Below are 20,804 nucleotides of genomic sequence, written 5' to 3'. Positions count from 1 at the left end.
ATGACAAACTGGAAACCTTTCGTATCTGTCATTACACCGTCTTATAACGCAAGTGAATATATCGAAGACACGATTCAGTCCGTTTTACATCAAAGCCACCCGCATTGGGAAATGATTATCGCGGATGATTGTTCAACGGACGGAACGAGAGATATTTTACGGCAATATGAACAAAAAGATGAGCGGATCCGCGTCGTTTATTTAGATAAAAACGGGGGAGCCGCGGCTGCCAGAAATACAGCCCTTAAACATGCCAAGGGCCGTTATGTCGCATTTCTGGACAGTGATGACAGATGGAAAAAGGAAAAGCTTCAAAAACAGCTTGCGTTTATGGCAGAGCGGTCCTGCGCTTTTTCATTTACGGGCTACAGCGTCATGGAGCAGGACGGAACGCCGACGGACAAAACGATTCAAGCCCCTGAAAGCCTGTCATATGATGAAGCTTTAAAAAACACGATTATCGGATGTTTAACGGTCATGATTGACAGAGAGCAGACGGGGCAGATTCAAATGCCTGATATCAGAACGCGGCAGGATTTAGCGACATGGCTTTCCCTGCTGAAAAGGGGATTTACGGCTTACGGCCTGAATGAGTGCCTTTCAGAATACAGGCTTGTGCAGAATTCGATTTCAAGCAACAAGTGGAAAGCCGCAAAAAAAACGTGGTTTGTTTATAGAGAAATTGAGCGCCTGCATTTTATCAAGGCTTCGTGGTGTTTTATGCAATATGCGAAAAACGCGGTCTTGAAAAGACTGTAGGCGTCAGAGGAGCTGGGTGATGAAGGTGGAACCGATTATTCACGTAATCGTCGGAGCGGCGGAATGGGGGCATGACCGGCTGAGATACAGACGGCATCGGCTGGCTGAATTTCTTGCCCGGCAAAAAGAAACGAAAAGCGTCATTTGGGTATGCCCGTCCCCGCGAGCCAATGATGATCAGATGGCCGGGATCGCCGAGGGAATCCGGCAGTTCACTGTAAAGGATCTCATGCAGCAAAAAGCATTCCGTTTCGGCAGGTATACAGACATGTGTTACAGGCATAAACTTTCACCATTGTTGCACATGCTGAAGGAAGAAGGAGAAGGGGCCCGCTGCTGCTTATGGTACACCTTCCCCGGTTTTCCGCTTCTGGCAGATCTGTTTCCTTGGGATGAAGTGATTTACGATTGCAGTGATCTGTGGGCCGCTCCGATCAGCGGCCGGGCCGGTGTGCTGTCAAATGTAAGAAGAAACATCATTAAACAGGCGGAAATGAGAATCATTCAGCGTGCCGATTCCATCACCTGCACATCTGACTGTCTGCACCGGGAGGTCGGAAAAAAGCTGGAGAACCCGCACCAGAAAGTGTTCACCATTGAAAACGGAGTGGAATATGACCTGTTTTCACGGGAAAATAAACAGCCGGATGAAGACATTTTACGGGGAAGAAACGGAACGGTTCTCGGTTTTATCGGCGGAATCAAACCGAAGCTCGATTTTGCGCTTATGGCGGAAACGGCAGATTTACGGCCTGACTGGACGATTTTATTGGTGGGCCCGAACACGGCTCAGGACGATCCGGATTTCGAGTCGCTTCTGGAACGCCCGAATGTCATCTGGACGGGACCTGCCGCGCCGAATGAAGTGCCGTCCTATATGCAGCTTGTCGACATCGGCATCATGCCGTATAAAAATTCACCTTATAATGACGCGGTATTTCCGCTTAAGCTTTTTGAATTTTTAGCCGCCGGGAAACCGGTTGTCGGCTGCAACCTTTCTTCTACGTCAAAAATCAAAAGGCCTTACGTTTATGAATACGTTGAAGGGAGCGACCCCGCAGATTTCATCGCGGCCTGCGAAGCGCTTCTGGCAGCGGACCGCAGCGGATCATATGAGGCTTTGCGCCGTGAATTGGCCCGGGGACGGGATTGGAATGTTTTATTCGGCCGAATGCTCGAATGCACGGGTATATTGAAAAATGCGCAATCCCATTAAAAGGGAAAGCGCATTTTTTGATTTGAGTGTTTCTTTTTGATGATGCTTGTTATAATAACTAGTAAGAATTATAATGGAAGGAACGGTTCAATATCAGAAAAGACTTCATATAATTCCAAAGGAGACTTCTTTATGCTTGACGAACGCATGTTTCGCATAGTTGTTGCGTTTTTTGTCTCTCTGCTAACGGTTTTAATCCTAACTCCTATCGTAAAAAAAATTGCGATCAAAATAGGTGCAGTTGACCAGCCCAGCAACCGAAAAGTACATGATAAAATAATGCCCCGTATGGGCGGCTTGGCCATCTTTATCGGCGTAGCGGCGGGTGTGCTCGCGGCCGGCATATATAATGAAACGAAAATGACCGCCATTACGGTGGGTGCGTTTATTATTGTTATTTTAGGAATCCTTGATGATAAATACCAATTAAGCGCAAAGGTAAAGTTTTTCGTCCAGCTGGCCGTGGCCATTATGATTGTGAGCACGGGACTGAAAATGGACTTTTTCTCCGTACCGTTTTTAACGGAACGTTTAGAATTGGGATGGGTCGCTTACCCGCTGACAGTGTTATGGATCGTCGGTATTACGAATGCGATGAACCTGATTGACGGTTTGGACGGACTCGCTGCCGGCCTGTCGGTCATCGGACTCTCCACTATCGCCGTTATGGCGTTGTCCGGAGGGAAAATCCTTATTCTGTCACTTTCACTTGTCGTGATAGGAAGCACACTCGGATTTTTATTTTATAATTTTCACCCGGCAAAGATATTTATGGGAGATACCGGATCGCTCTTTCTCGGATACGTCATCTCAGTACTCTCATTATTAGGTCTTTATAAAAGTGTTACTTTATTCAGTATCATCATTCCGATCATCATTTTGGGCGTGCCGATTTTTGATACGACATTCGCCGTCATCAGGCGGATTTTAAACAAACAGCCGATCTCAGCGCCTGATAAGTCACATATACACCACCGGCTGATGGCCTTCGGGCTGTCACACCGCACGGCTGTCATTATCATTTATTTAATCGGCTTTATTTTCAGTGTCAGTGCCATCCTGCTGAAAAGCGCGACCATTTGGCTTTCGCTGTTTATTATTTTTGTATTGATTGTATTTATGCAAATCATAGCAGAGGTCACAGGGTTAGTAAATGAACAATTTAAACCATTTACCAAGTTTTACAAAAGATTGGTAAAGAAAAATTAAAAAGAGCAGATCATGCGAATGGTCTGCTTTTTTGCTATTCTCTTATTATATAGAAAAACCCGATCCTGCTCAAAGGATCGGGTTTACTCTTAATAGCCTGTTGTGCCGCCGGACTGTGTGCTGTCCGTACCGTTTGCACCTGCAGTACCGTTGGTTGAATCGGTTGTGGCGCTTGTTCCTGTGCTCCCGGAAGTCGAATCAGCCGTACCGCCTGTTCCCGTGCTGTCGGAAGTTGAATCAGTCGTACTGTCCGTTCCGGTGCTGTCAGAAGCGGGATCGGATGCCGTGCTGTTTCCGGACGGGTAATCCAGGTGCTTCTGCAATTCCTGCCGTACTTTCTCGAGATTGGTTGGATCCGGCTGGAAATAATATGTTCCGCGCGTAGTTGCGGTTCCGCCTAAATATAAATCTGATCCTGTTATGGTCAGTGTATCAATCTTTTTGCTGGTAAAGCCGCTGTAAATCTGCTGAAGAGCGAGTCCTTCAGTGATTCGGATATTCGTTTGGACATTATTGCTCGCTGTTTCAGCGATTTTATCGATTTTAGCAATATTTCCAGCTCTGGACATTTGGTCGATCAGTGCGTTTAAAATTTGCTTTTGGCGGTCATTCCGGCCGAAGTCTCCGCGCTTATCCTGCTTTCTCATCCGCGCGTAAGCCAAAGCCTGCTCACCGTTCAAATGCATGTTTCCTTTCTTGAAATAGATCCGTTTCTTTTTACTGACGTCACTCATCTCGTCGAAGTCAAACGGCACTTTTACATCGACCCCGCCTACTTCATCAATAACATCCTTAAAGCCATTGAAGTCGACAGTGACATACTTATCAATCGGTATGCCTAATAAGTCTTCGACGGTTGAGACGGTTTCATCCGCTCCGCCCTTAGCAAAAGCCGCATTGATTTTTGTTTTGTTGCCGGTTGTGTCGCCGGCAAGCGTCACCCGCGTATCACGCGGAATACTCAGCATTTTCATTGTTTTATTTCTCGGATCAAGGGTAACGACAATAAGAGAATCTGATCGTCCGCCTTTTCCGCTGGTGGCATAATTTTCGATCCCCATAAACAAAATGGAGAACGGTTTTTTCTTCATATTGATGACTTTATCCCGCAATTTTGATTTGTCTCCGCGGGAAAGGGCATCATATGCATTATCTGCCGCATTGATCGTTTTGTATACTTTGTATCCGCCAAATCCGGCAGCAACTAACAAAACGAGGGTAAGCAGCAGCAAAATCCGTTTGAATATGATCTTTCGTTTGCTTTTCTTTTTCTTTCGAACACGCACTCTTACACGTTCAGCCATTACATTAGTCTCCTTTAGGGCTGACGTCTGTTTCTAAATACGTCAGTTCTCCCTCTGTATTCTTACTCTTGCCGTTCGTCAGTTCTGTCATCCATTTTAGAAACGCTTCTTTGTCTTTTTCTTCAACGTACGTTTCAAATTCGACATGATCCGCATAATGGATATCTTTCAGTAAAAAAACTGATTCTCTCAGTTCGTTCTCTATCTTGCCGAGCCACGTATAATCCGCTGATGTATGCATAATCCGCATCAGCTTCCGCTCCGTAACTCCTATATGATTTAAGCCTTCAGACACTGACTTCCCATATGCACGAATCAATCCGCCTGCACCGAGCTTTATTCCGCCGAAATACCGGGTAACCACCGCGCAGGTATCTTTCAGACCGCGTTTTTTCAGCACTTCCAGCATGGGGACGCCGGCTGTGCCGCTTGGTTCTCCGTCATCATTGGCCTTTTGTATATGGTCGGTTTCGCCGATCAGATAAGCTGAGCAGTTATGAGTCGCATTCCAGTGCTGTTTTTTTATCTTTTGTATAAATTCCTGCGCTTCCTCTTCAGAAGCAGCACGGCTCAGGTGACAGATAAAACGTGATTTTTCAATCACAATCTCATGTTCACCCGTTTCTTTAACAGTTAAATAGCTGTGCAGCATGATTGCTAGACCCTCCTGACAAGCATTAAAAGACTTGTTTCTACAAATTCGAACAGACTTTAGAATTTTTGCGCATATTTTGGTATCATGAAAGAGTAAGATACTATATAAAAATGTTTTTTTCTAGAATATACGCATTCTTTCATTATAATTCGACATAAATTGCAGTTCAATTACATTTATAATAAAAATACATAACAACACCGTTACGGAGGGAGACAGATGAATAAATCGAAGATGGACTCCAAAGTTTTGGATTCTATACTTATGAAAATGCTGAAAACCGTGGACGGGAGCAAGGACGAGGTTTTTCAAATCGGAGAGCAGTCGCGCCAGCAATATGAGCAGCTGGTTGAAGAACTCAAACAGATCAAACAGCAGGTGTACGAAGTCATTGAGCTGGGGGACAAACTTGAAGTTCATACGCGGCACGCACGAAACCGCTTGTCTGAAGTAAGCAGAAATTTCCATAAGTTCAGCGAAGAAGAAATTCGCAACGCCTATGAAAAGGCGCACAAACTTCAAGTGGAACTGACGATGATCCAGCAGCGTGAAAAGCAGCTGCGGGAGCGCAGAGATGATTTAGAACGCCGGCTTTTGGGGCTTCAGGAAATCATTGAACGGTCAGAATCATTGGTCAGCCAAATAACCGTCGTTCTGAATTACCTGAATCAAGACCTTCGCCAAGTAGGGCTTCTTCTTGCCGATGCGCAGGCTAAACAAGATTTCGGCTTAAGAATCATTGAAGCCCAAGAGGAAGAAAGAAAAAGAGTTTCCAGAGAAATTCATGACGGTCCCGCGCAGATGCTGGCAAATGTCATGATGAGATCGGAATTAATTGAACGGATCTTCCGCGACCGCGGCACGGAGGACGGATTTCAGGAAATCAGAAATCTTCGGCAGAATGTGCGGAATGCCCTTTACGAAGTCAGAAGGATTATATATGATTTAAGACCGATGGCATTGGACGATCTCGGGCTGATTCCTACACTGAGAAAATATCTTTATACAACTGAAGAATACAACGGAAAGGTGAAAATACATTTTCAGTGTATCGGAGACACGGAGAACAAAAGGCTTGCCCCGCAATTTGAAGTGGCGCTTTTCCGTCTCGCTCAGGAAGCCGTCACAAATGCACTCAAACATTCAGAATCAGAGGAAATAACAGTAAAAGTGGAAGTAACCGCTGATTTTGTCGTTCTTATCATTAAGGACAACGGAAAAGGCTTTGATATTAAGGATGCTAAACAAAAGAAAAACAAGTCATTTGGCTTGCTGGGAATGAAAGAAAGAGTAGATCTGCTTGAAGGAACGATAACGATAGACTCTAAAATAGGTCTTGGGACATTTATCATGATTAAGGTTCCGTTATCTCTCGGCCTATAATTTGTTAAATAGAGCCAAAAGACATATTGACCGAACAGCGGCGTATATAGAACAATAGGATAAGGAGGCGTAGCGTGTGACTAAAGTAAATATTGTTATTATCGACGACCATCAACTATTCCGTGAGGGTGTAAAAAGAATATTGGATTTTGAACCTACCTTTGAAGTGGTAGCAGAAGGTGACGATGGAGATGAGGCGGCTCGAATCGTCGAGCATTATCATCCCGATGTTGTCATAATGGACATCAATATGCCGAATGTAAATGGAGTAGAGGCTACTAAACAGCTTGTTGAGCTGTACCCTGAATCTAAGGTGATTATCCTCTCCATCCATGATGATGAAAACTATGTGACTCATGCTTTAAAAACAGGTGCAAGAGGCTATCTCCTGAAAGAGATGGACGCAGATACTTTAATCGAAGCAGTGAAAGTGGTAGCCGAGGGCGGTTCTTACCTTCACCCGAAAGTAACCCACAATCTTGTCAACGAATTCCGCCGTCTTGCGACAAGCGGAGTTTCTGCTCATCCTCAGCATGAGGTTTATCCGGAAATCCGGAGACCATTACATATATTAACGAGACGGGAATGTGAAGTGCTGCAAATGCTTGCAGACGGAAAAAGCAACCGCGGAATCGGTGAATCATTGTTTATCAGTGAGAAAACAGTGAAAAACCACGTGAGTAATATTTTGCAGAAAATGAACGTTAATGACCGGACACAAGCCGTTGTCGTAGCCATTAAAAACGGCTGGGTAGAGATGCGTTAGTCATGTATGAGAAGACTTGCCATAATAGGCAAGTCTTTTTTTACAGCTTCATATCTATTAAAATACTTATTAAGTACTTAATAAGGCAGGTAAAGTGATGAAGATTGCAGTTGTAACAGACAGTACAGCATATATTCCGAAAGAGATGAGAGAAGAACATCATATTCATATGATTCCTCTTCAAGTGGTTTTCGGTGAAAAAACATTCCGCGAAGAAACAGAACTCGACTGGAGAAGTTTTTATAAAGAAGTAAAAAATCATGATGAGCTGCCGACTACGTCCCAGCCTTCTTTCGGTGAATTAATCGCATTGTACGAAGAACTGGGCAAAACATATGACGCAGTCATAAGCATACATTTGTCCAGCGGAATCAGCGGAACTTATAACAGCGCCGCCTCGGCAAACACTATGGTTGATCATATTAAAGTTTATCCCTTTGATTCAGAGATCAGCTGTTTGGCGCAAGGTTTTTATGCATTAAAGGCAGCACAGCTCATTAAAGACGGTGTTGACTCACCGGAAGAGATTATTAAAGAGCTGGAAGAAATGAAAAAAACAGTCCGTGCGTATTTTATGGTGGATGATTTATCACACCTCCAGCGGGGCGGGCGTCTAAGCAGTGCTCAGGCTTTTATCGGCGGTCTGTTAAAGGTAAAGCCTATTCTTCATTTTGACAATAAGATAATTGTTCCTTTTGAAAAGATTCGGACACGCAAAAAAGCGATTTCGAGAATTTTTGAACTGTTTGGGGAGGATGCAAGTAAAGGAATCCCGATGCGGGCCGCTGTCATCCATGCAAACAGGGAAGAAGAAGCGGCGGATATTATACAGGAGTTAAGCGGTAAATATCCTCATGTCGAATTCTATAACAGCTATTTCGGTGCCGTGATCGGAACCCATTTGGGCGAAGGCGCCATCGGAATCGGCTGGTGCTTTAAAAACTAAGTGAAAATCTCCGTTTTCAAGGGCGGAGATTTTTTTATTATTAAATTTTCGTGATTCGACAAAAAAATTCCCGGCAGGCATACTTTGAACAGAAAGGAGGCAGGGAGATGTCCGAAGGTGCTTCAGAATTTTCAGAGGTGCGGGATTTCTTTTACGGCCGGCATTTATTGAGATTTGAGATACCGTTTTCAGATCAGCGCATCAACCGTTTTATAGAAAAAGAGCATATAACGGCCGAGCCGTCAATCATCCGCCGGAAAAACCGTTACGTCTGCCAACGATGCGGTCAGTCTGATCAAGCCTGCTTTGCGGCATTTTGGGCGCCCTCTGCCAAAAGGCAGATTACCTATTGCCGTGCCTGTGTCATGATGGGAAGGGCTGATGAACTGACATCATTATATTCTTGGAATCAAGCCCCTGAAAACAGCTGGGAGCCTGTAAAGCTTTCTTGGGAAGGAACACTGACAGACGGACAGAAGCAGGCCGCCGCCGCGCTTACAGATGCGATAAAAGAGAGACAAGAGCTGTTAGTATGGGCGGTTTGCGGATCGGGGAAAACAGAGATGCTGTTTCCTGGTATCGAGTTTGCCCTGAATCAAGGTTTGCGCGTCTGTGTCGCGACTCCGCGTACAGATGTCGTACTTGAACTGCTGCCGAGACTGAAAAAAGCATTTGAGAAAGTCGACGTTTCTGCTTTGTACGGCGGCAGCGAGGACAAAGGCCGCTTGACTCCGCTGATGATTTCAACCGCTCACCAGCTGATGCGCTACCGAGATATTTTTGATGTCATGATAATAGATGAAGTAGATGCGTTTCCTTTTTCAGCCGATGAGACATTAAGGTTCGCTGTTGATAAAGCGAGGAAGAAAAACAGCGCCCTTGTTTATGTAACGGCAACTCCTTCTGACACATTAAAAAAGAATGCTGAAGCAGGTTTGCTGAAAAGCGTTCGCATACCGGCCAGATATCATCGGAAACCCCTCCCGGAGCCGCGTTTTTTGTGGTGCGGCAATTGGAAGAAGAAGCTTCAGAAAGGAAAACTGCCGCGCTCTGTAACGGATTGGGTCCGCCAAAAACTTCAATCACAGCTGCCGGTTTTCTTATTCGTTCCGTCTGTACACGTATTGAAAAAGACAACGGATTATTTTCAGAAATTAAACATACGGGCAGAAGGCGTACATGCGGAAGACACATTCAGAAAGGATAAAGTGAAACGGTTCAGAGACGGCCGGCTTGATCTGCTGGTAACGACTACGATTTTAGAAAGAGGGGTTACCGTGCCTAAAGTTCAGACATGTGTCCTCGGCGCAGAAGCACCTATCTTTACTGAGAGCGCGCTCGTACAGATCGCGGGCAGAACGGGAAGGCATTATAAACATTTCAGCGGTGATGTCGTCCTGTTTCATTTCGGAATTACAGTCGGAATGAAAAAAGCAAAAAAACATATAGAACATATGAACAAATTGGCACAAAAAAGTAAATTGTTGGACTAGTTAATTTCAGAAAACATGATACAGTATACTCATACTTTCCTATGAGGAGCTGTCAGCATGCTTGTCAATTCTAAAGAAATCATATTAAAGGAACTTCTCGACCGCCATATGCCTAAGCTTCATATGAAATGCACATGCCGGGTATGCAAAAATGATGTACTGGCACTTTCATTAAACCGGGCTGAGCCGGCATATGTTACAGATAAAAAGAAAGTTGCTTATGCAAAAGCAGAGATAGTTGATAAACAGAAAAATACGGCGCTGCTTGTCATTCTGGCTGAATCAGCGGCGATTGTTTCGGTTAATCCAAGCGAGTTCTGTGAAACTCGGGAAGGAGCGTAATATCTCTGAATTGTTTATTGTGTGACTCACCAATTTCAAGTTCATTGACTTGGAGATCTCTGTTTTCTCTGGCGCCCGAGCAAGAGGTATGCACCATATGCAGCAGCCGATTCGAAAAAATTGAAGGCCCCGTATGCAGTATATGCGGGAGGCCTCAGGAGTCAAATGAAAAATGCGCTGATTGTGCGGTCCGGGAATCAAAAACGGAAAAGCGCTTTTTGCTGCGGCAAAACCGTTCGGTATATTTGTATAATGATGCGATGAAGGACTCATTAGCCCGGTTTAAATTCAGGGGTGATGCGAAAATCATTCAAGCATTTGGACGTGACTTTGCTGCCGGCTTTAAAGCGGCATATCCATCAAATACACATACTCTCATCCCTATTCCGCTGAGCGGCGAACGGCTGGCGGAACGCGGATTCAATCAATCCGAGCTGCTGGCCTCTCTGCTCGGAATGCCCGTCATTTTCCCCCTCATCCGACTGAACAATGAAAAACAATCCAAAAAGAGCAAAACAGAAAGGCTGTCCGCAGAAAAAAAGTTTTCAGCAGCCGAAAACTCGGCCGAAGGTATGAACGTCATCTTAATAGACGATATTTATACGACGGGCGCCACACTGCATCAAGCCGCCGAAGTCCTGCTGACAGCGGGTAAAGCGTCATCGGTCTCCTCTTTTACTTTAATCAGGAGCTAAATCATTCTTTTTTTCTGCCGATATAATTGATAGAAATATAAGGCAGATTAAAGAAGGAATAGGAGTTAATACGATGGGTGAATTGGCGAATTGTCCAAAATGCAATGCTTTATTTTTTAAAACGAACCTGCAGACCGTGTGCCAGGCATGTATTAAAGAAGAAGAAAAAGCATTTGAAACCGTCTATAAATTTTTGAGAAAGCAGATCAACAGACAGTCGACGATGCAGCAGATCACTGAGGAAACAGGTGTGGATGAAGAGCTGATCCTCAAGTTTATCAAACAAAAAAGGATTCAGATCAGCCAGCTTCCGAATTTGGCATATCCTTGCGAAAGGTGCGGAAATCCGATCAGGACAGGAAAATTTTGCAATTCCTGTCAGACAGATATTGAGTCGCAATTAGACCATATGAACCAAAAAACAGCCGCTGAATTCAAAGAAAAAAACAGTACAAAAGACACATACTATGCCTATAATACCAAAAACACCTGATTCCCTAAACTAACTGATAACGCAGTCGATAAAAGAATTAGACTGCGAACAGAAAGCGAGAGGAATCCTATGAAAATCAATCAGTACGGAACACAATCCGTTAATCCATACCAAAAAAATTACGAAAAGCAAGCCGTACAAAAAGAGGCTGCAAAGCCGAAGGACAAAGTGGAAATTTCTTCTCATGCAAAAGAGCTTCAAAATGCGTCAGATGCGGTCACTAAAACACGTCAGGAAAAAATCGCTCAGCTTAAAGCGGATATAGAGAGCGGAACATATAAAATAGATTCAAACAGCATCGCTGAAAACATAGTGAATTTTTATAAAAAGCAATAAAAAGGAGAAAGTCAATGTCTGCAAAGCCAATTATTGATCAACTGAAGCGACTTTGCGCACTGCATGAACATCTGCTCACGCTGTCTGAGGAGAAAACGGAAGCGCTGAAAGCAGGTAAAACAAAAGAGCTCTCCAACATATTGACTAAAGAGCAAAAGTATATTCAGGCAATCGGGCAGACTGAGGAAGAACGAATCAGGTTAACTTCTCAGTTTCTCAGCCGCGGTGAGGACAATACAATTGCTGCATGCATCTCCAGAACTTCAGGCAGTGAAAAACAGGAGCTTGAAGGGTTATTTCACTCTCTGTCTGCGCTTCTTGACCGTCTGAAAGAAGTGAATGAGATGAACAAACAGCTCACGATTCAGGCTTTACAATTCATCTCCGGGGCATTCGATATGATTATGCCGGGTGAAAAAGAGAATATGAATTATAAAGAGCCGCAAGCGGCGCGCAAGCCTGTCAGCCGTTTGACATTATTCGATTCAAAAGCTTAGAACGGAGGATTTTCAATGCCATCGACTTTTATGGGGCTCGAAACAGCAAGGCGTGCATTGAGTGCGCAGCAGACTGCATTGAGCACAGTTTCAAATAACGTTGCAAATGCAAATACAGAAGGATATACGAGGCAGCGCGTCACATTACAATCGACGAGCCCTTATCCCGCGGTATCAAAAAACAGTGATCTGACGGCCGGCCAAATCGGAACAGGAGTAAAAGCCGGTTCAGTTGAGCGCGTCAGAGACAGTTTTTTAGACTATCAGTACAGAACGGAAAATACAAAATTAGGGTACTATACAGCCCGTTCCAATTCATTGTCGCAAATGGAAGGCGTCATGAAAGAGCTTGACAATAACGGATTAAACGGATCGCTCAGTTCATTTTGGAATGCCCTTCAGGATCTGGCGACGAATCCGGAAAATACGGGAGCGCGCTCAGTTTTGCAGGAGCAGGGGAAATCTCTTGCCGAAAGTTTTAACTATATATCTACCTCTTTGACTAACATTCAGGGTGATATTAAAAAGAACCTGGATAACACAGCTGATCAGGTCAATTCCATTCTCAATCAGCTGAATGACCTTAACAATCAAATAGCGGCAGTTGAGCCGAGCGGTATGCTCCCTAATGATTTGTATGACCAAAGAGACAGATTGATTGATCAATTATCTTCTATGGCAAATATAAAAGTTTCATATAATAAGTCGGGCGGACATGCCTTGGCGACTGCTGAGGGCACGGTTAACGTCGAATTGCTGAACGGGAACAACAATTCTCTCGGAACGCTGCTCGACGGTAACACAAAAACAGTTTCAGAAATGAAAATCAACTACGACAAGGACAGCGGACTCGTGTCGAGTGTGTCAGTCGGCAGCAGTACGGTCAATGCGGATGCATTTACCGGAAAAGGCTCACTTTTAGGTCTTATTGAATCATACGGCTATATGTCAAACGGAGAAGAAAAAGGGCTTTATCCTGAAATGCTGACGGCTCTTGACAATATGGCGCTATCCTTTGCTGACGCGTTTAATGCAGTTCATGAAAAAGGGAAGACCTATACAGGCGAACAGGGTGCAGCATTTTTTGATTTCAGCGGTGATGAAGCGGTGCCAGCAAAAGGTGCGGCAGCGAAAATAAAAGTCAGTGACAAAATCCTTGCGTCTACTGATAATATCGCAGCGTCGTTAAACGGAGAAAAAAGTGACGGCACAAACGCGACAAATCTTGCAGCCGTACAGAACAGCAAGCTGACTATTAACGGTGAAACCACTACAATTAATGACTTTTATGAATCCCTTATCGGAAAGCTGGGCGTTAATTCACAAAAAGCGGCTAATCTTATGAACAACTCTGAAAGCAACACCCTTTCAGCCGATGAACGGAGACAATCAGTCAGTGCAGTGTCTTTAGATGAAGAAATGACAAATATGATTCAGTTTCAGCACGCTTATAATGCGGCTGCGCGGATCATAACGATGCAGGATGAAATATTCGATAAAATTATTAACGGTATGGGCACCGGAGGAAGATAGGAGATAAGTAAATGAGAGTAACTCAAGGGATGATCGCAAAAAATTCTCTTCGATTTATCGGCTCAAGTTATGACAAGCTCGATCGGCTTCAGCAGCAAGTGTCTACGGGGAAAAAAATCACGAAAGCTTCTGATGATCCGGTCGTCGCAATGAAGGGAATGCAGTACCGTACTCAGCTTGCGCAGGTAAACCAGTACCAACGGAATGTTTCGCAAGGTTTTACATGGCTGGAAAACTCGGAATCAAGCGTAAACTCGGAAACGGATATTATGGGGAAAATCCGGGACTTGATGGTTCAGGCGAAAAGTGATTCGAACGGTGAAACAGAATTGAAAGCAATCGGTACAGAAATCGGCCAGCTGAAAAAGCAGCTCGTTTCTGTCGCGAATACTCAGGTAAACGGACGTTATCTGTTTAACGGAACGAATTCAGATGTCCCGCCGATCACTGAAAATGCCGACGGCACATATACGTACAACTATGAGAATTATACCGGTGCTTCGGATGTTAACATCAACATCTCAAACGGAGCAGTGCTGAAAGTGAATTCTGATCCAAACTCAGCTTTCGGAGGCGTCGCACAAAATGGAGATAATGTATTTGAATTTCTCAACTCCTTAGAAGCTTCTTTAAGCAAAGGCACGCTGTCCGAAGCAGATTCAAATCAAATTCTGTCAGATATCGACGGTTTTACTGACAAAATGAATGCTGAAAAATCCAATATCGGCGCACGCACAAACCGGTTGGAACTCATTCAGACAAGATTGGAATCACAAGCGGCAACCGCTGAAAAAGTATTGTCGGATAATGAGGATGTAGAAATGGAAGATGTAATTGTTGATTATTTATCTCAACAGACGGTTCATAGAGCAGCGCTGTCAGTGAATGCGAATATCATTCAGCCGTCACTGATCGACTTCCTGAAATAATATAACTATCGTCTTCAATATATAAAAAAAGCGACTCACAACAGGGAGATCGCTTTTTTTACTAAAATACTATAAACAGGAGGGATCTCTGTGCAGATGCCGAGATTGATTATTGACAGTGTGCCTGCTAAAATCGGTATAACCTTTCAAAAGGAAGAAATCGAGATGGAACAGCCGCCCGCTGACCTGGAAATCGAGCAGCCGCCGGCAGAGCTGAACATTGAAAGCACGCCGGCCAAACTGACGATTGATCAGACGAGGGCGTGGGAGAACTTGAATCTCAAATCATTTGAAAAGCTGAACGCTGAAGCCGCTCAAAAAGGTGCTGAAGCCTGCAGCGAGTTTATCGCAAAAACAGTCAGGGAAGGGAAGGAAATGGCGGCTATCGAAAAGAAAACGGGCAATGTGATGGCCCGGCAGGCAGCAGATGTCAGGCCGCCCGATCCATTCGGCGAATCCAGCGACTTTCTGCCTGCGCAGTTTCTCGTCGACATTGACTGCATTCCTTCAAAGCTTACGATTGATATTGAAGCCCGCAAACCTTCAATTGAAGCAGCCGTCAATAAACCTGTATGGAATTATACGCCGGGGAAAGTTCAGATTGATATGATGCAAGACCCTAAGGTGACGATTTCGGTTGATGATGGCAACGCAGAATAAAAGATGAAAGTGGTAAAGGATTGTGAAGCATGATAATTAAAACAAAATATCACGGAGAAATCAGAATAGATGAAGGGCAGATTATCTCATTTGAAAACGGCCTGCCGGGATTTAATGACGAGACTCAATTTGTTGTTCTTCCTTTGTCGGAAGATTCACCGTTTTTGGCGCTGCAGTCTGTGAAACAGGAGCACATCGCCTTTATTGTCGCCAGTCCGTTTATTTTCTTTAAAGGGTACGAATTTGACATTGACCAAGCGACGCTTGAGCTTTTGCATATTGAAGATATAGAGGACGTCGAAGTGATGGCGATTTTAACGCTGGAAGAGCCTTTTGAAAACACGACCGCCAATTTAAAAGCGCCGATTATCGTCAATAAAAAGGAAATGAAGGCGAAACAAATCATTTTACATGATGCTTCCTATGAAACAAAACATCTGATAGGAGGAGGATCATGCTAGTTCTCTCAAGAAAAGTGAATGAGTCCATTCAGATCGGGCCGGATATTGAAATAAAGGTGATCGCTATCGAAGGAGAACAAGTGAAGCTGGGAATTGAAGCGCCTCAGCACGTAGATATTCACCGGAAAGAAATCTACTTGTCGATCCTGGAAGAGAACAACAGAGCCGTATCTTTTAATACTGATTTATTACTTAACTTATCCTCACAAAAAAAGTGAGGATTTTTTTATTTTCAATATAAACAATGGAAGCGGCCGTCCGATATATATATTGTAGCCAATGAGAGGAAAAATTTTCTTCAGAAATGACGCTGCGCAAATGCACAAGGACGTGCGAAAAACAATTCAGGGAGGAAATACAAAATGAGAATCAACCACAATATCGCGGCTCTTAACACTAGCCGTCAGCTGAATGCAGGTTCAAACTCTGCTGCAAAAAACATGGAAAAATTATCTTCAGGTCTTCGCATCAACCGCGCTGGTGATGACGCTGCGGGTCTTGCGATCTCTGAAAAAATGCGTTCTCAAATCCGCGGTTTAGACATGGCGTCTAAAAACGCTCAAGACGGAATCTCTCTTATCCAAACATCTGAGGGTGCATTGAACGAAACTCACAGCATTCTTCAGCGTATGAGCGAGCTTGCTACACAAGCAGCTAACGATACAAACACAGATTCTGACCGTTCTGAGCTTCAAAAAGAGATGGACCAATTAGCGTCTGAAGTAACAAGAATCTCTACTGACACTGAGTTCAACACGAAGAAACTTCTTGACGGAACTGCGCAAAACCTGACGTTCCAAATCGGAGCTAACGAAGGCCAAACAATGAGCCTGTCTATCAATAAAATGGACTCTGAAAGCCTGAAAGTTGGTACGACTTATACTGTATCTGGTGATCAAAATACACTTACAGCAACTGACGGAAGCACTGCTACTTGGGCGGATGCAGACGATGCTACAAACAAACCGGCTGGTTATTACGATGCTGGCGGTAAAGTTATTGCATCTGAAAAATTAGCTGCAGATTCTAAAGTAACAAAAGGTATCGACATCTCTTCTTCAGCTAAAGCTGCGTCTTCAGCTCTTACAACAATCAAAACAGCTATCGACACAGTATCTAGCGAGCGCGCTAAACTTGGTGCGGTTCAAAACCGTTTAGAGCACACAATCAACAACCTTGGTACTTCTTCTGAGAACCTGACTTCTGCTGAATCACGTATCCGTGACGTAGACATGGCTTCTGAGATGATGGAGTACACGAAAAACAACATCCTTACTCAGGCTTCTCAAGCTATGCTTGCGCAAGCTAACCAACAGCCTCAGCAAGTTCTTCAATTGCTTAAAGGTTAATGACGGAAAGATCCTGGTTCTCCAGGGTCTTTTTTTTATTTCTTCAGCTAACTCCTCCTTCAGCAAGCCAAAGAACCCTATTGACAAAATGAAACATTATATTTTGCAGTTAAATTATTGAAAACCTTTTAATATGACCGATATAAGAATAAGATCATACATTTATGGAGCTGTGATATGATAAACAGTCGGAAACTCACTGTTGTCATAGAGCCGTCTACGACTAAACGCCGAAAAGGAGAGGGTACATATGGTCACAAGAATCACAGGCCTTAATTCCGGTCTTGATGTAGATTCTCTGGTGAAAAAAATGATGGATGCCGAAAAGCAGCCGCTTAATAAATTAAACCAGCAAAAGCAGACGCTTGAATGGAAGCGCGATGCTTATCGGGAAATGAATACCCAGATTGCCGACATGTATTCTACTACATTTAATAATATGCTGATGTCCACAAACTGGAATAAAAAAACAGTAACAAGTTCGGATTCCAGTGTCAGCGCGGTGGCCGTCAGTGCCGAACAGAATATTTCAACGAGCATGTCTGTACAGCAGCTGGCTACGCCGACGACTTATAAATCCTCAGGGGCCATCAATTTCACTTCGGGTCAAAGCCAAACATTGAAATTCAATGTCACAAATCCGGGGGAAACGAAGCCGACTGAGGTAAACGTCACGATCGCCGCAACCGATACGATTGACGATGTCATTTCTAAACTGAACAGCTCGGGTCTCGGAGTGACGGCTTTAAAAGAGAAAATCTCTAACGGCTCGGATTATGTGGACACGATTGCGTTCACTTCCAATAAAACGGGGGAAGGGTTTACCCTTTCAGCAGGTGATGACGCGACCAAAAGCTTTCTGAAAGATCAGCTCGGTTTTGCCGTTGATGATGCAACAAATGAACTGACGGCCAATGCCGAAGGGAAAAACGCGAAGTTTACGTTCAACGGGCTTGAAATGACAAAAACGTCAAATAACTTTACGATCAACGGCATCAAATACACGCTGAACAGCGTGACGGACAGCAACAAAACGGTTACGATTAACAGCACGACTGATACGGACGGCATTTTTAACAACATTAAAGATTTCGTTGATAAATACAATACGTTAATTAAAAGCGCAAATGAGAAGGTGACAGAATCAAAATACCGTGATTATAAGCCGCTAACCGATGAACAAAGAGAAGCAATGACCGATAAGCAGATTGAGCAGTGGGAGGCAAAAGCCAAAAGCGGTTTATTACGGAGCGACAGCACGCTGCAGAACGGTTTGGCGGAGATGCGGCTTGATCTGTACTCAACGGTTACGATTGACGGGAAAAAATATCAGCTTGCCGATTTCGGAATTGAGACGTCTGATAGTTATACGGATCAAGGAAAGCTTGTCATTAAAGACGAAGCGAAACTGAAACAGAAAATTACCGAGAATCCTGCTCTCGTGGCTAAACTGTTTAATGCAGACAGCCCTGATACAGCGAAAACCAAAAACCCGGAGGAACAGGGGATTGCCCGGAGATTAAAAGACACATTAAACAAAATGCAGATTCAAATTTCAAAACAGGCGGGTACGGAAAGCTCGGTATCAACCAGCTTTGCCATCGGAAAAAGCCTGGATGAAATAGAAACAAATATTTCCAATATGAAAACGAAGCTGGATGACATCGAGACGAGATATTATAAAAAGTTCAGCGCACTGGATACGGCATTGGAGAAATTGAACAGCCAATCTTCATATCTCACGTCAATGTTAGGATCTTCAACTTCATAACCTTGGGGGTTTTATAAAAATGGCAATAAATAATCCTTTTGCTGCTTACCAGCAGACATCCGTCTTTACAGCCGCTCCGGAAGAGCTGACCCTTATGCTTTATAACGGCTGCCTGCGATTCATTAAGCTGGCAAGGCAGGCGATGAAGCAAAACAACCTTGAAGCCAAAAATGAAAATATCGTAAAGGCGCAAAACATCATTCAAGAGCTCAGCATCACGTTAAACCGGGAGATTGAGATTTCCGAGCAGATGTCATCCATTTATGATTACATCCGCCGCCGGCTGATCGACGCGAACGTGCAGAATAACGGAGAGTTTTTAGATGAAGCGGAAAAGCTCGTTACTGAATTTCGCGACACGTGGAAGCAGGCCATGCAGAGTGAACGGAAAAACAGCCATGGCGCGGGCGGCCTTGCCTGATGAACAGCAATGTCTTTTCTTTGTATAACGAAACGAAGAACATGTACGCCGCACTGAAGGACGCCCCGGAAAGCGACGGTCTCATCAGCAGCGTTACGGCATTTACGGAGAAAAGGGAGGAGATGCTTGCGGGCATAAAGCCGCCTTTTTCCGAAGAAGAAAAAACGCTGCTTCGGCAGGTGGCCGCGATGGACCGTCTGATTACCGGCGAAGTGAAACGGATTCAGGATGGTATCCGAAATGAAATAAAAACGCTTAAGAAAAAACGAATCTACCATAATACGTATTTCAATCCGTATCAGCAAACGACAAGTGACGGCCGTTATTACGACAAACGCAAATAGGTGAGTGTTTTGAGAAGTTTGAACGATTACCATTTGGTGTCAGCCTATTACCAGCTTCTTTTTACGATTGATGAGGGGCTTTGCTACCTGTTGGACACGCAGGACGATTTTTTTAAGACGGAGGGCGAGCGGATTTACAACGATTTGATTCAGGCTTTTTTTCATCTCGATTCTTCTCATGCGCTTCTGCTGTCTATCATTGAGTGCCGATGCGTGGAGACGGCGATCCGCTCATTTGACGAGATCTTTCAGGATTTCAGCATGTTAAATGATTATGATTTCCCGTCCGCCCCTTTTCAGGAGTTTTTAAAAACCATCTTTCTGCCGCATTATAAGCTATGGATGGAGCAGACGCACGACTGCATCAAACCGTATGTTCTTCACTAGACCTGCTGCAAGCGGCAGGTCTTTTGCCTGCGTCCTTTGCATATACTTATAATCCTGCCGGAAGCTGCCGGATAAAACCGACACCATTCGTCATCGTTCACCGAATTTACACATTATTTTAACGTTTCAGCAGGGATCAGAAGGGGTAAAAGAGAAATAGTTACATATCCTTAGATAAAGGGAGGCGTTCTTTGATGAACTACAATATCAGAGGAGAAAACATTGAGGTTACACCTGCGTTAAAGGATCATGTGGAGAGAAAAATCGGCAAGCTGGAACGATATTTCGAGCAGAGCGTCAATGCCGATGTGAACGTCAACTTAAAATTCTATAACGATAAGGAATCCAAAGTTGAAGTCACCATTCCGATGACTGATCTGGCGCTTCGTTCTGAAGTGCATAACGAGGATATGTACAATGCAATTGATCTCGCAACAAACAAGCTGGAACGTCAAATCCGAAAGCATAAAACAAAAGTCAACCGAAAATTCCGCGAGCAGGGTCTTCCGAAACATTATTTCGAGAACGGCAGCGCTGCTGATACGGGCGTAGCGGTTCAGGACGAAATTGAAGATGACAGCCCGGAAATTGTCCGTCAAAAGCGTTTTAATTTAAAACCGATGGATAATGAAGAAGCGATTCTCCAAATGAATATGCTCGGACATAATTTCTTCGTATTCACCAACGCGGAGACGAATCTCACAAATGTCGTTTACCGCAGAAATGACGGCAAATACGGTTTAATTGAACCGACTGAATAAACCCACCCAGCCTTCCGTGAACGCGCGGAAGGTTTTTCTCTATCTTTATCTGCAAATTCTTTGGAAATAGCAAAAGGTATGTTATGATAATGAG

General features: G+C 44.1%; 25 protein-coding genes. 23 read left to right on the top strand and 2 right to left on the bottom strand.

Annotation, left to right across the window (positions count from 1 at the left end):
- The 3 genes from tuaG to L3V45_RS16870 all read left to right on the top strand — a co-directional run bounded on the left by tuaG (position 1) and on the right by L3V45_RS16870 (position 3,184).
- Positions 1–759, top strand: a complete 759-nt coding sequence (gene tuaG / locus L3V45_RS16880) for a teichuronic acid biosynthesis protein TuaG (RefSeq protein ID WP_003151380.1) — start codon at positions 1–3, stop codon at positions 757–759.
- A 19-nt stretch (positions 760–778) separates the two neighbouring features.
- Positions 779–1,975 carry a teichuronic acid biosynthesis protein TuaH gene (gene tuaH, locus L3V45_RS16875; protein ID WP_069013672.1) on the top strand — a complete coding sequence of 399 codons (1,197 nt, stop codon included), beginning with the start codon at positions 779–781 and terminating at the stop codon, positions 1,973–1,975.
- A 132-nt stretch (positions 1,976–2,107) separates the two neighbouring features.
- Positions 2,108–3,184: a glycosyltransferase family 4 protein gene (locus tag L3V45_RS16870; protein WP_003151382.1), complete on the top strand. Its 1,077-nt coding sequence runs from the start codon at positions 2,108–2,110 to the stop codon at positions 3,182–3,184.
- A gap of 89 nt (positions 3,185–3,273) precedes the next feature.
- On the opposite strand, the gene L3V45_RS16865 is transcribed toward L3V45_RS16870, so the two are convergent.
- Together L3V45_RS16865 and L3V45_RS16860 are read right to left on the bottom strand one after the other, a co-directional pair.
- A complete protein-coding gene (locus tag L3V45_RS16865; protein ID WP_014305930.1) occupies positions 3,274–4,488 on the bottom strand; it encodes an LCP family protein in 1,215 nt (404 codons plus the stop codon).
- Between the two features lie 4 nt (positions 4,489–4,492).
- Complete coding sequence (locus L3V45_RS16860; protein WP_003151384.1) at positions 4,493–5,140, bottom strand: YigZ family protein; 648 nt, start codon at positions 5,138–5,140, stop codon at positions 4,493–4,495.
- A 222-nt stretch (positions 5,141–5,362) separates the two neighbouring features.
- On the opposite strand from L3V45_RS16860, the gene degS reads away from it, so the two are divergent.
- From degS to hpf, 20 genes are all read left to right on the top strand, one after another.
- Complete coding sequence (gene degS, locus L3V45_RS16855) at positions 5,363–6,526, top strand: two-component sensor histidine kinase DegS (RefSeq protein WP_003151385.1); 1,164 nt, start codon at positions 5,363–5,365, stop codon at positions 6,524–6,526.
- Positions 6,527–6,602: 76 nt separating this feature from the next.
- Positions 6,603–7,292 carry a two-component system response regulator DegU gene (gene degU, locus L3V45_RS16850; RefSeq protein ID WP_003219701.1) on the top strand — a complete coding sequence of 230 codons (690 nt, stop codon included), beginning with the start codon at positions 6,603–6,605 and terminating at the stop codon, positions 7,290–7,292.
- Positions 7,293–7,389: 97 nt separating this feature from the next.
- Positions 7,390–8,238, top strand: coding sequence for a DegV family protein (locus tag L3V45_RS16845; protein WP_024085866.1), 849 nt, complete (start codon positions 7,390–7,392; stop codon positions 8,236–8,238).
- Positions 8,239–8,345: 107 nt separating this feature from the next.
- Positions 8,346–9,731, top strand: coding sequence for an ATP-dependent helicase ComFA (locus tag L3V45_RS16840; RefSeq protein ID WP_236837116.1), 1,386 nt, complete (start codon positions 8,346–8,348; stop codon positions 9,729–9,731).
- Positions 9,732–9,788: 57 nt separating this feature from the next.
- A complete protein-coding gene (locus L3V45_RS16835; protein WP_003151389.1) occupies positions 9,789–10,073 on the top strand; it encodes a late competence protein ComFB in 285 nt (94 codons plus the stop codon).
- Positions 10,074–10,078: 5 nt separating this feature from the next.
- Entirely contained in the window at positions 10,079–10,768 is a 690-nt protein-coding gene (locus L3V45_RS16830; protein ID WP_236837450.1) for a phosphoribosyltransferase family protein, read from the top strand.
- A gap of 73 nt (positions 10,769–10,841) precedes the next feature.
- On the top strand, positions 10,842–11,261 hold the full coding sequence (locus tag L3V45_RS16825; RefSeq protein WP_103695175.1) for a TIGR03826 family flagellar region protein: 420 nt from the start codon (positions 10,842–10,844) through the stop codon (positions 11,259–11,261).
- Between the two features lie 69 nt (positions 11,262–11,330).
- Complete coding sequence (gene flgM / locus L3V45_RS16820) at positions 11,331–11,597, top strand: flagellar biosynthesis anti-sigma factor FlgM (RefSeq protein WP_003151393.1); 267 nt, start codon at positions 11,331–11,333, stop codon at positions 11,595–11,597.
- A 14-nt stretch (positions 11,598–11,611) separates the two neighbouring features.
- Positions 11,612–12,094: a flagellar protein FlgN gene (locus L3V45_RS16815; protein WP_003151394.1), complete on the top strand. Its 483-nt coding sequence runs from the start codon at positions 11,612–11,614 to the stop codon at positions 12,092–12,094.
- Between the two features lie 15 nt (positions 12,095–12,109).
- Complete coding sequence (gene flgK, locus L3V45_RS16810) at positions 12,110–13,627, top strand: flagellar hook-associated protein FlgK (RefSeq protein ID WP_003151395.1); 1,518 nt, start codon at positions 12,110–12,112, stop codon at positions 13,625–13,627.
- Between the two features lie 11 nt (positions 13,628–13,638).
- Positions 13,639–14,556, top strand: a complete 918-nt coding sequence (gene flgL, locus L3V45_RS16805) for a flagellar hook-associated protein FlgL (protein ID WP_003151396.1) — start codon at positions 13,639–13,641, stop codon at positions 14,554–14,556.
- A 90-nt stretch (positions 14,557–14,646) separates the two neighbouring features.
- On the top strand, positions 14,647–15,216 hold the full coding sequence (locus L3V45_RS16800; RefSeq protein ID WP_024085861.1) for a DUF6470 family protein: 570 nt from the start codon (positions 14,647–14,649) through the stop codon (positions 15,214–15,216).
- A 29-nt stretch (positions 15,217–15,245) separates the two neighbouring features.
- On the top strand, positions 15,246–15,677 hold the full coding sequence (gene fliW, locus L3V45_RS16795) for a flagellar assembly protein FliW (RefSeq protein WP_003151399.1): 432 nt from the start codon (positions 15,246–15,248) through the stop codon (positions 15,675–15,677).
- Positions 15,671–15,895: a carbon storage regulator CsrA gene (gene csrA / locus L3V45_RS16790; protein ID WP_003151402.1), complete on the top strand. Its 225-nt coding sequence runs from the start codon at positions 15,671–15,673 to the stop codon at positions 15,893–15,895. The genes fliW and csrA overlap by 7 nt, the downstream gene beginning before the upstream one ends.
- Before the next feature lie 144 nt (positions 15,896–16,039).
- Complete coding sequence (locus L3V45_RS16785; RefSeq protein WP_007407474.1) at positions 16,040–17,026, top strand: flagellin N-terminal helical domain-containing protein; 987 nt, start codon at positions 16,040–16,042, stop codon at positions 17,024–17,026.
- Between the two features lie 250 nt (positions 17,027–17,276).
- Complete coding sequence (locus L3V45_RS16780) at positions 17,277–18,797, top strand: flagellar hook-associated protein 2 (RefSeq protein WP_015387632.1); 1,521 nt, start codon at positions 17,277–17,279, stop codon at positions 18,795–18,797.
- Between the two features lie 19 nt (positions 18,798–18,816).
- Positions 18,817–19,218 (top strand): flagellar export chaperone FliS, encoded by a 402-nt coding sequence (gene fliS / locus L3V45_RS16775; RefSeq protein WP_003151407.1) that lies wholly within the window; start codon positions 18,817–18,819, stop codon positions 19,216–19,218.
- Entirely contained in the window at positions 19,218–19,562 is a 345-nt protein-coding gene (gene fliT / locus L3V45_RS16770) for a flagella biosynthesis regulatory protein FliT (protein WP_015387633.1), read from the top strand. Before fliS ends, fliT begins: the two co-directional genes overlap by 1 nt.
- A gap of 9 nt (positions 19,563–19,571) precedes the next feature.
- On the top strand, positions 19,572–19,949 hold the full coding sequence (locus tag L3V45_RS16765; RefSeq protein WP_003151412.1) for a DUF8042 domain-containing protein: 378 nt from the start codon (positions 19,572–19,574) through the stop codon (positions 19,947–19,949).
- A gap of 194 nt (positions 19,950–20,143) precedes the next feature.
- Positions 20,144–20,710 (top strand): ribosome hibernation-promoting factor, HPF/YfiA family, encoded by a 567-nt coding sequence (hpf, locus tag L3V45_RS16760; protein WP_003151413.1) that lies wholly within the window; start codon positions 20,144–20,146, stop codon positions 20,708–20,710.
- The last annotated feature ends 94 nt before the right edge of the window (positions 20,711–20,804 follow it).

Origin of the sequence: Bacillus sp. R45 (assembly GCF_021729365.1) — a bacterium.
GTDB classification, from domain to species: Bacteria; Bacillota; Bacilli; order Bacillales; family Bacillaceae; genus Bacillus; species Bacillus velezensis.
Note: the sequence above shows the minus strand (reverse complement) of the source record. Positions and strands in the feature narration are given on the sequence as shown.

Bases quoted from the DNA above. Each gene is read 5' to 3' on its own strand.
- csrA (WP_003151402.1), top strand. From the start codon at position 15,671: ATGCTAGTTCTCTCAAGAAAAGTGAATGAGTCCATTCAGATCGGGCCG.
- L3V45_RS16860 (WP_003151384.1), bottom strand. From the start codon at position 5,140: ATGCTGCACAGCTATTTAACTGTTAAAGAAACGGGTGAACATGAGATT.
- L3V45_RS16865 (WP_014305930.1), bottom strand. From the start codon at position 4,488: ATGGCTGAACGTGTAAGAGTGCGTGTTCGAAAGAAAAAGAAAAGCAAA.
- hpf (WP_003151413.1), top strand. From the start codon at position 20,144: ATGAACTACAATATCAGAGGAGAAAACATTGAGGTTACACCTGCGTTA.
- L3V45_RS16785 (WP_007407474.1), top strand. From the start codon at position 16,040: ATGAGAATCAACCACAATATCGCGGCTCTTAACACTAGCCGTCAGCTG.
- flgK (WP_003151395.1), top strand. From the start codon at position 12,110: ATGCCATCGACTTTTATGGGGCTCGAAACAGCAAGGCGTGCATTGAGT.
- L3V45_RS16835 (WP_003151389.1), top strand. From the start codon at position 9,789: ATGCTTGTCAATTCTAAAGAAATCATATTAAAGGAACTTCTCGACCGC.
- tuaH (WP_069013672.1), top strand. From the start codon at position 779: ATGAAGGTGGAACCGATTATTCACGTAATCGTCGGAGCGGCGGAATGG.
- L3V45_RS16845 (WP_024085866.1), top strand. From the start codon at position 7,390: ATGAAGATTGCAGTTGTAACAGACAGTACAGCATATATTCCGAAAGAG.
- flgM (WP_003151393.1), top strand. From the start codon at position 11,331: ATGAAAATCAATCAGTACGGAACACAATCCGTTAATCCATACCAAAAA.
- flgL (WP_003151396.1), top strand. From the start codon at position 13,639: ATGAGAGTAACTCAAGGGATGATCGCAAAAAATTCTCTTCGATTTATC.
- L3V45_RS16780 (WP_015387632.1), top strand. From the start codon at position 17,277: ATGGTCACAAGAATCACAGGCCTTAATTCCGGTCTTGATGTAGATTCT.
- degS (WP_003151385.1), top strand. From the start codon at position 5,363: ATGAATAAATCGAAGATGGACTCCAAAGTTTTGGATTCTATACTTATG.
- L3V45_RS16870 (WP_003151382.1), top strand. From the start codon at position 2,108: ATGCTTGACGAACGCATGTTTCGCATAGTTGTTGCGTTTTTTGTCTCT.
- L3V45_RS16825 (WP_103695175.1), top strand. From the start codon at position 10,842: ATGGGTGAATTGGCGAATTGTCCAAAATGCAATGCTTTATTTTTTAAA.
- fliW (WP_003151399.1), top strand. From the start codon at position 15,246: ATGATAATTAAAACAAAATATCACGGAGAAATCAGAATAGATGAAGGG.
- fliS (WP_003151407.1), top strand. From the start codon at position 18,817: ATGGCAATAAATAATCCTTTTGCTGCTTACCAGCAGACATCCGTCTTT.
- L3V45_RS16840 (WP_236837116.1), top strand. From the start codon at position 8,346: ATGTCCGAAGGTGCTTCAGAATTTTCAGAGGTGCGGGATTTCTTTTAC.
- tuaG (WP_003151380.1), top strand. From the start codon at position 1: ATGACAAACTGGAAACCTTTCGTATCTGTCATTACACCGTCTTATAAC.
- fliT (WP_015387633.1), top strand. From the start codon at position 19,218: ATGAACAGCAATGTCTTTTCTTTGTATAACGAAACGAAGAACATGTAC.
- L3V45_RS16815 (WP_003151394.1), top strand. From the start codon at position 11,612: ATGTCTGCAAAGCCAATTATTGATCAACTGAAGCGACTTTGCGCACTG.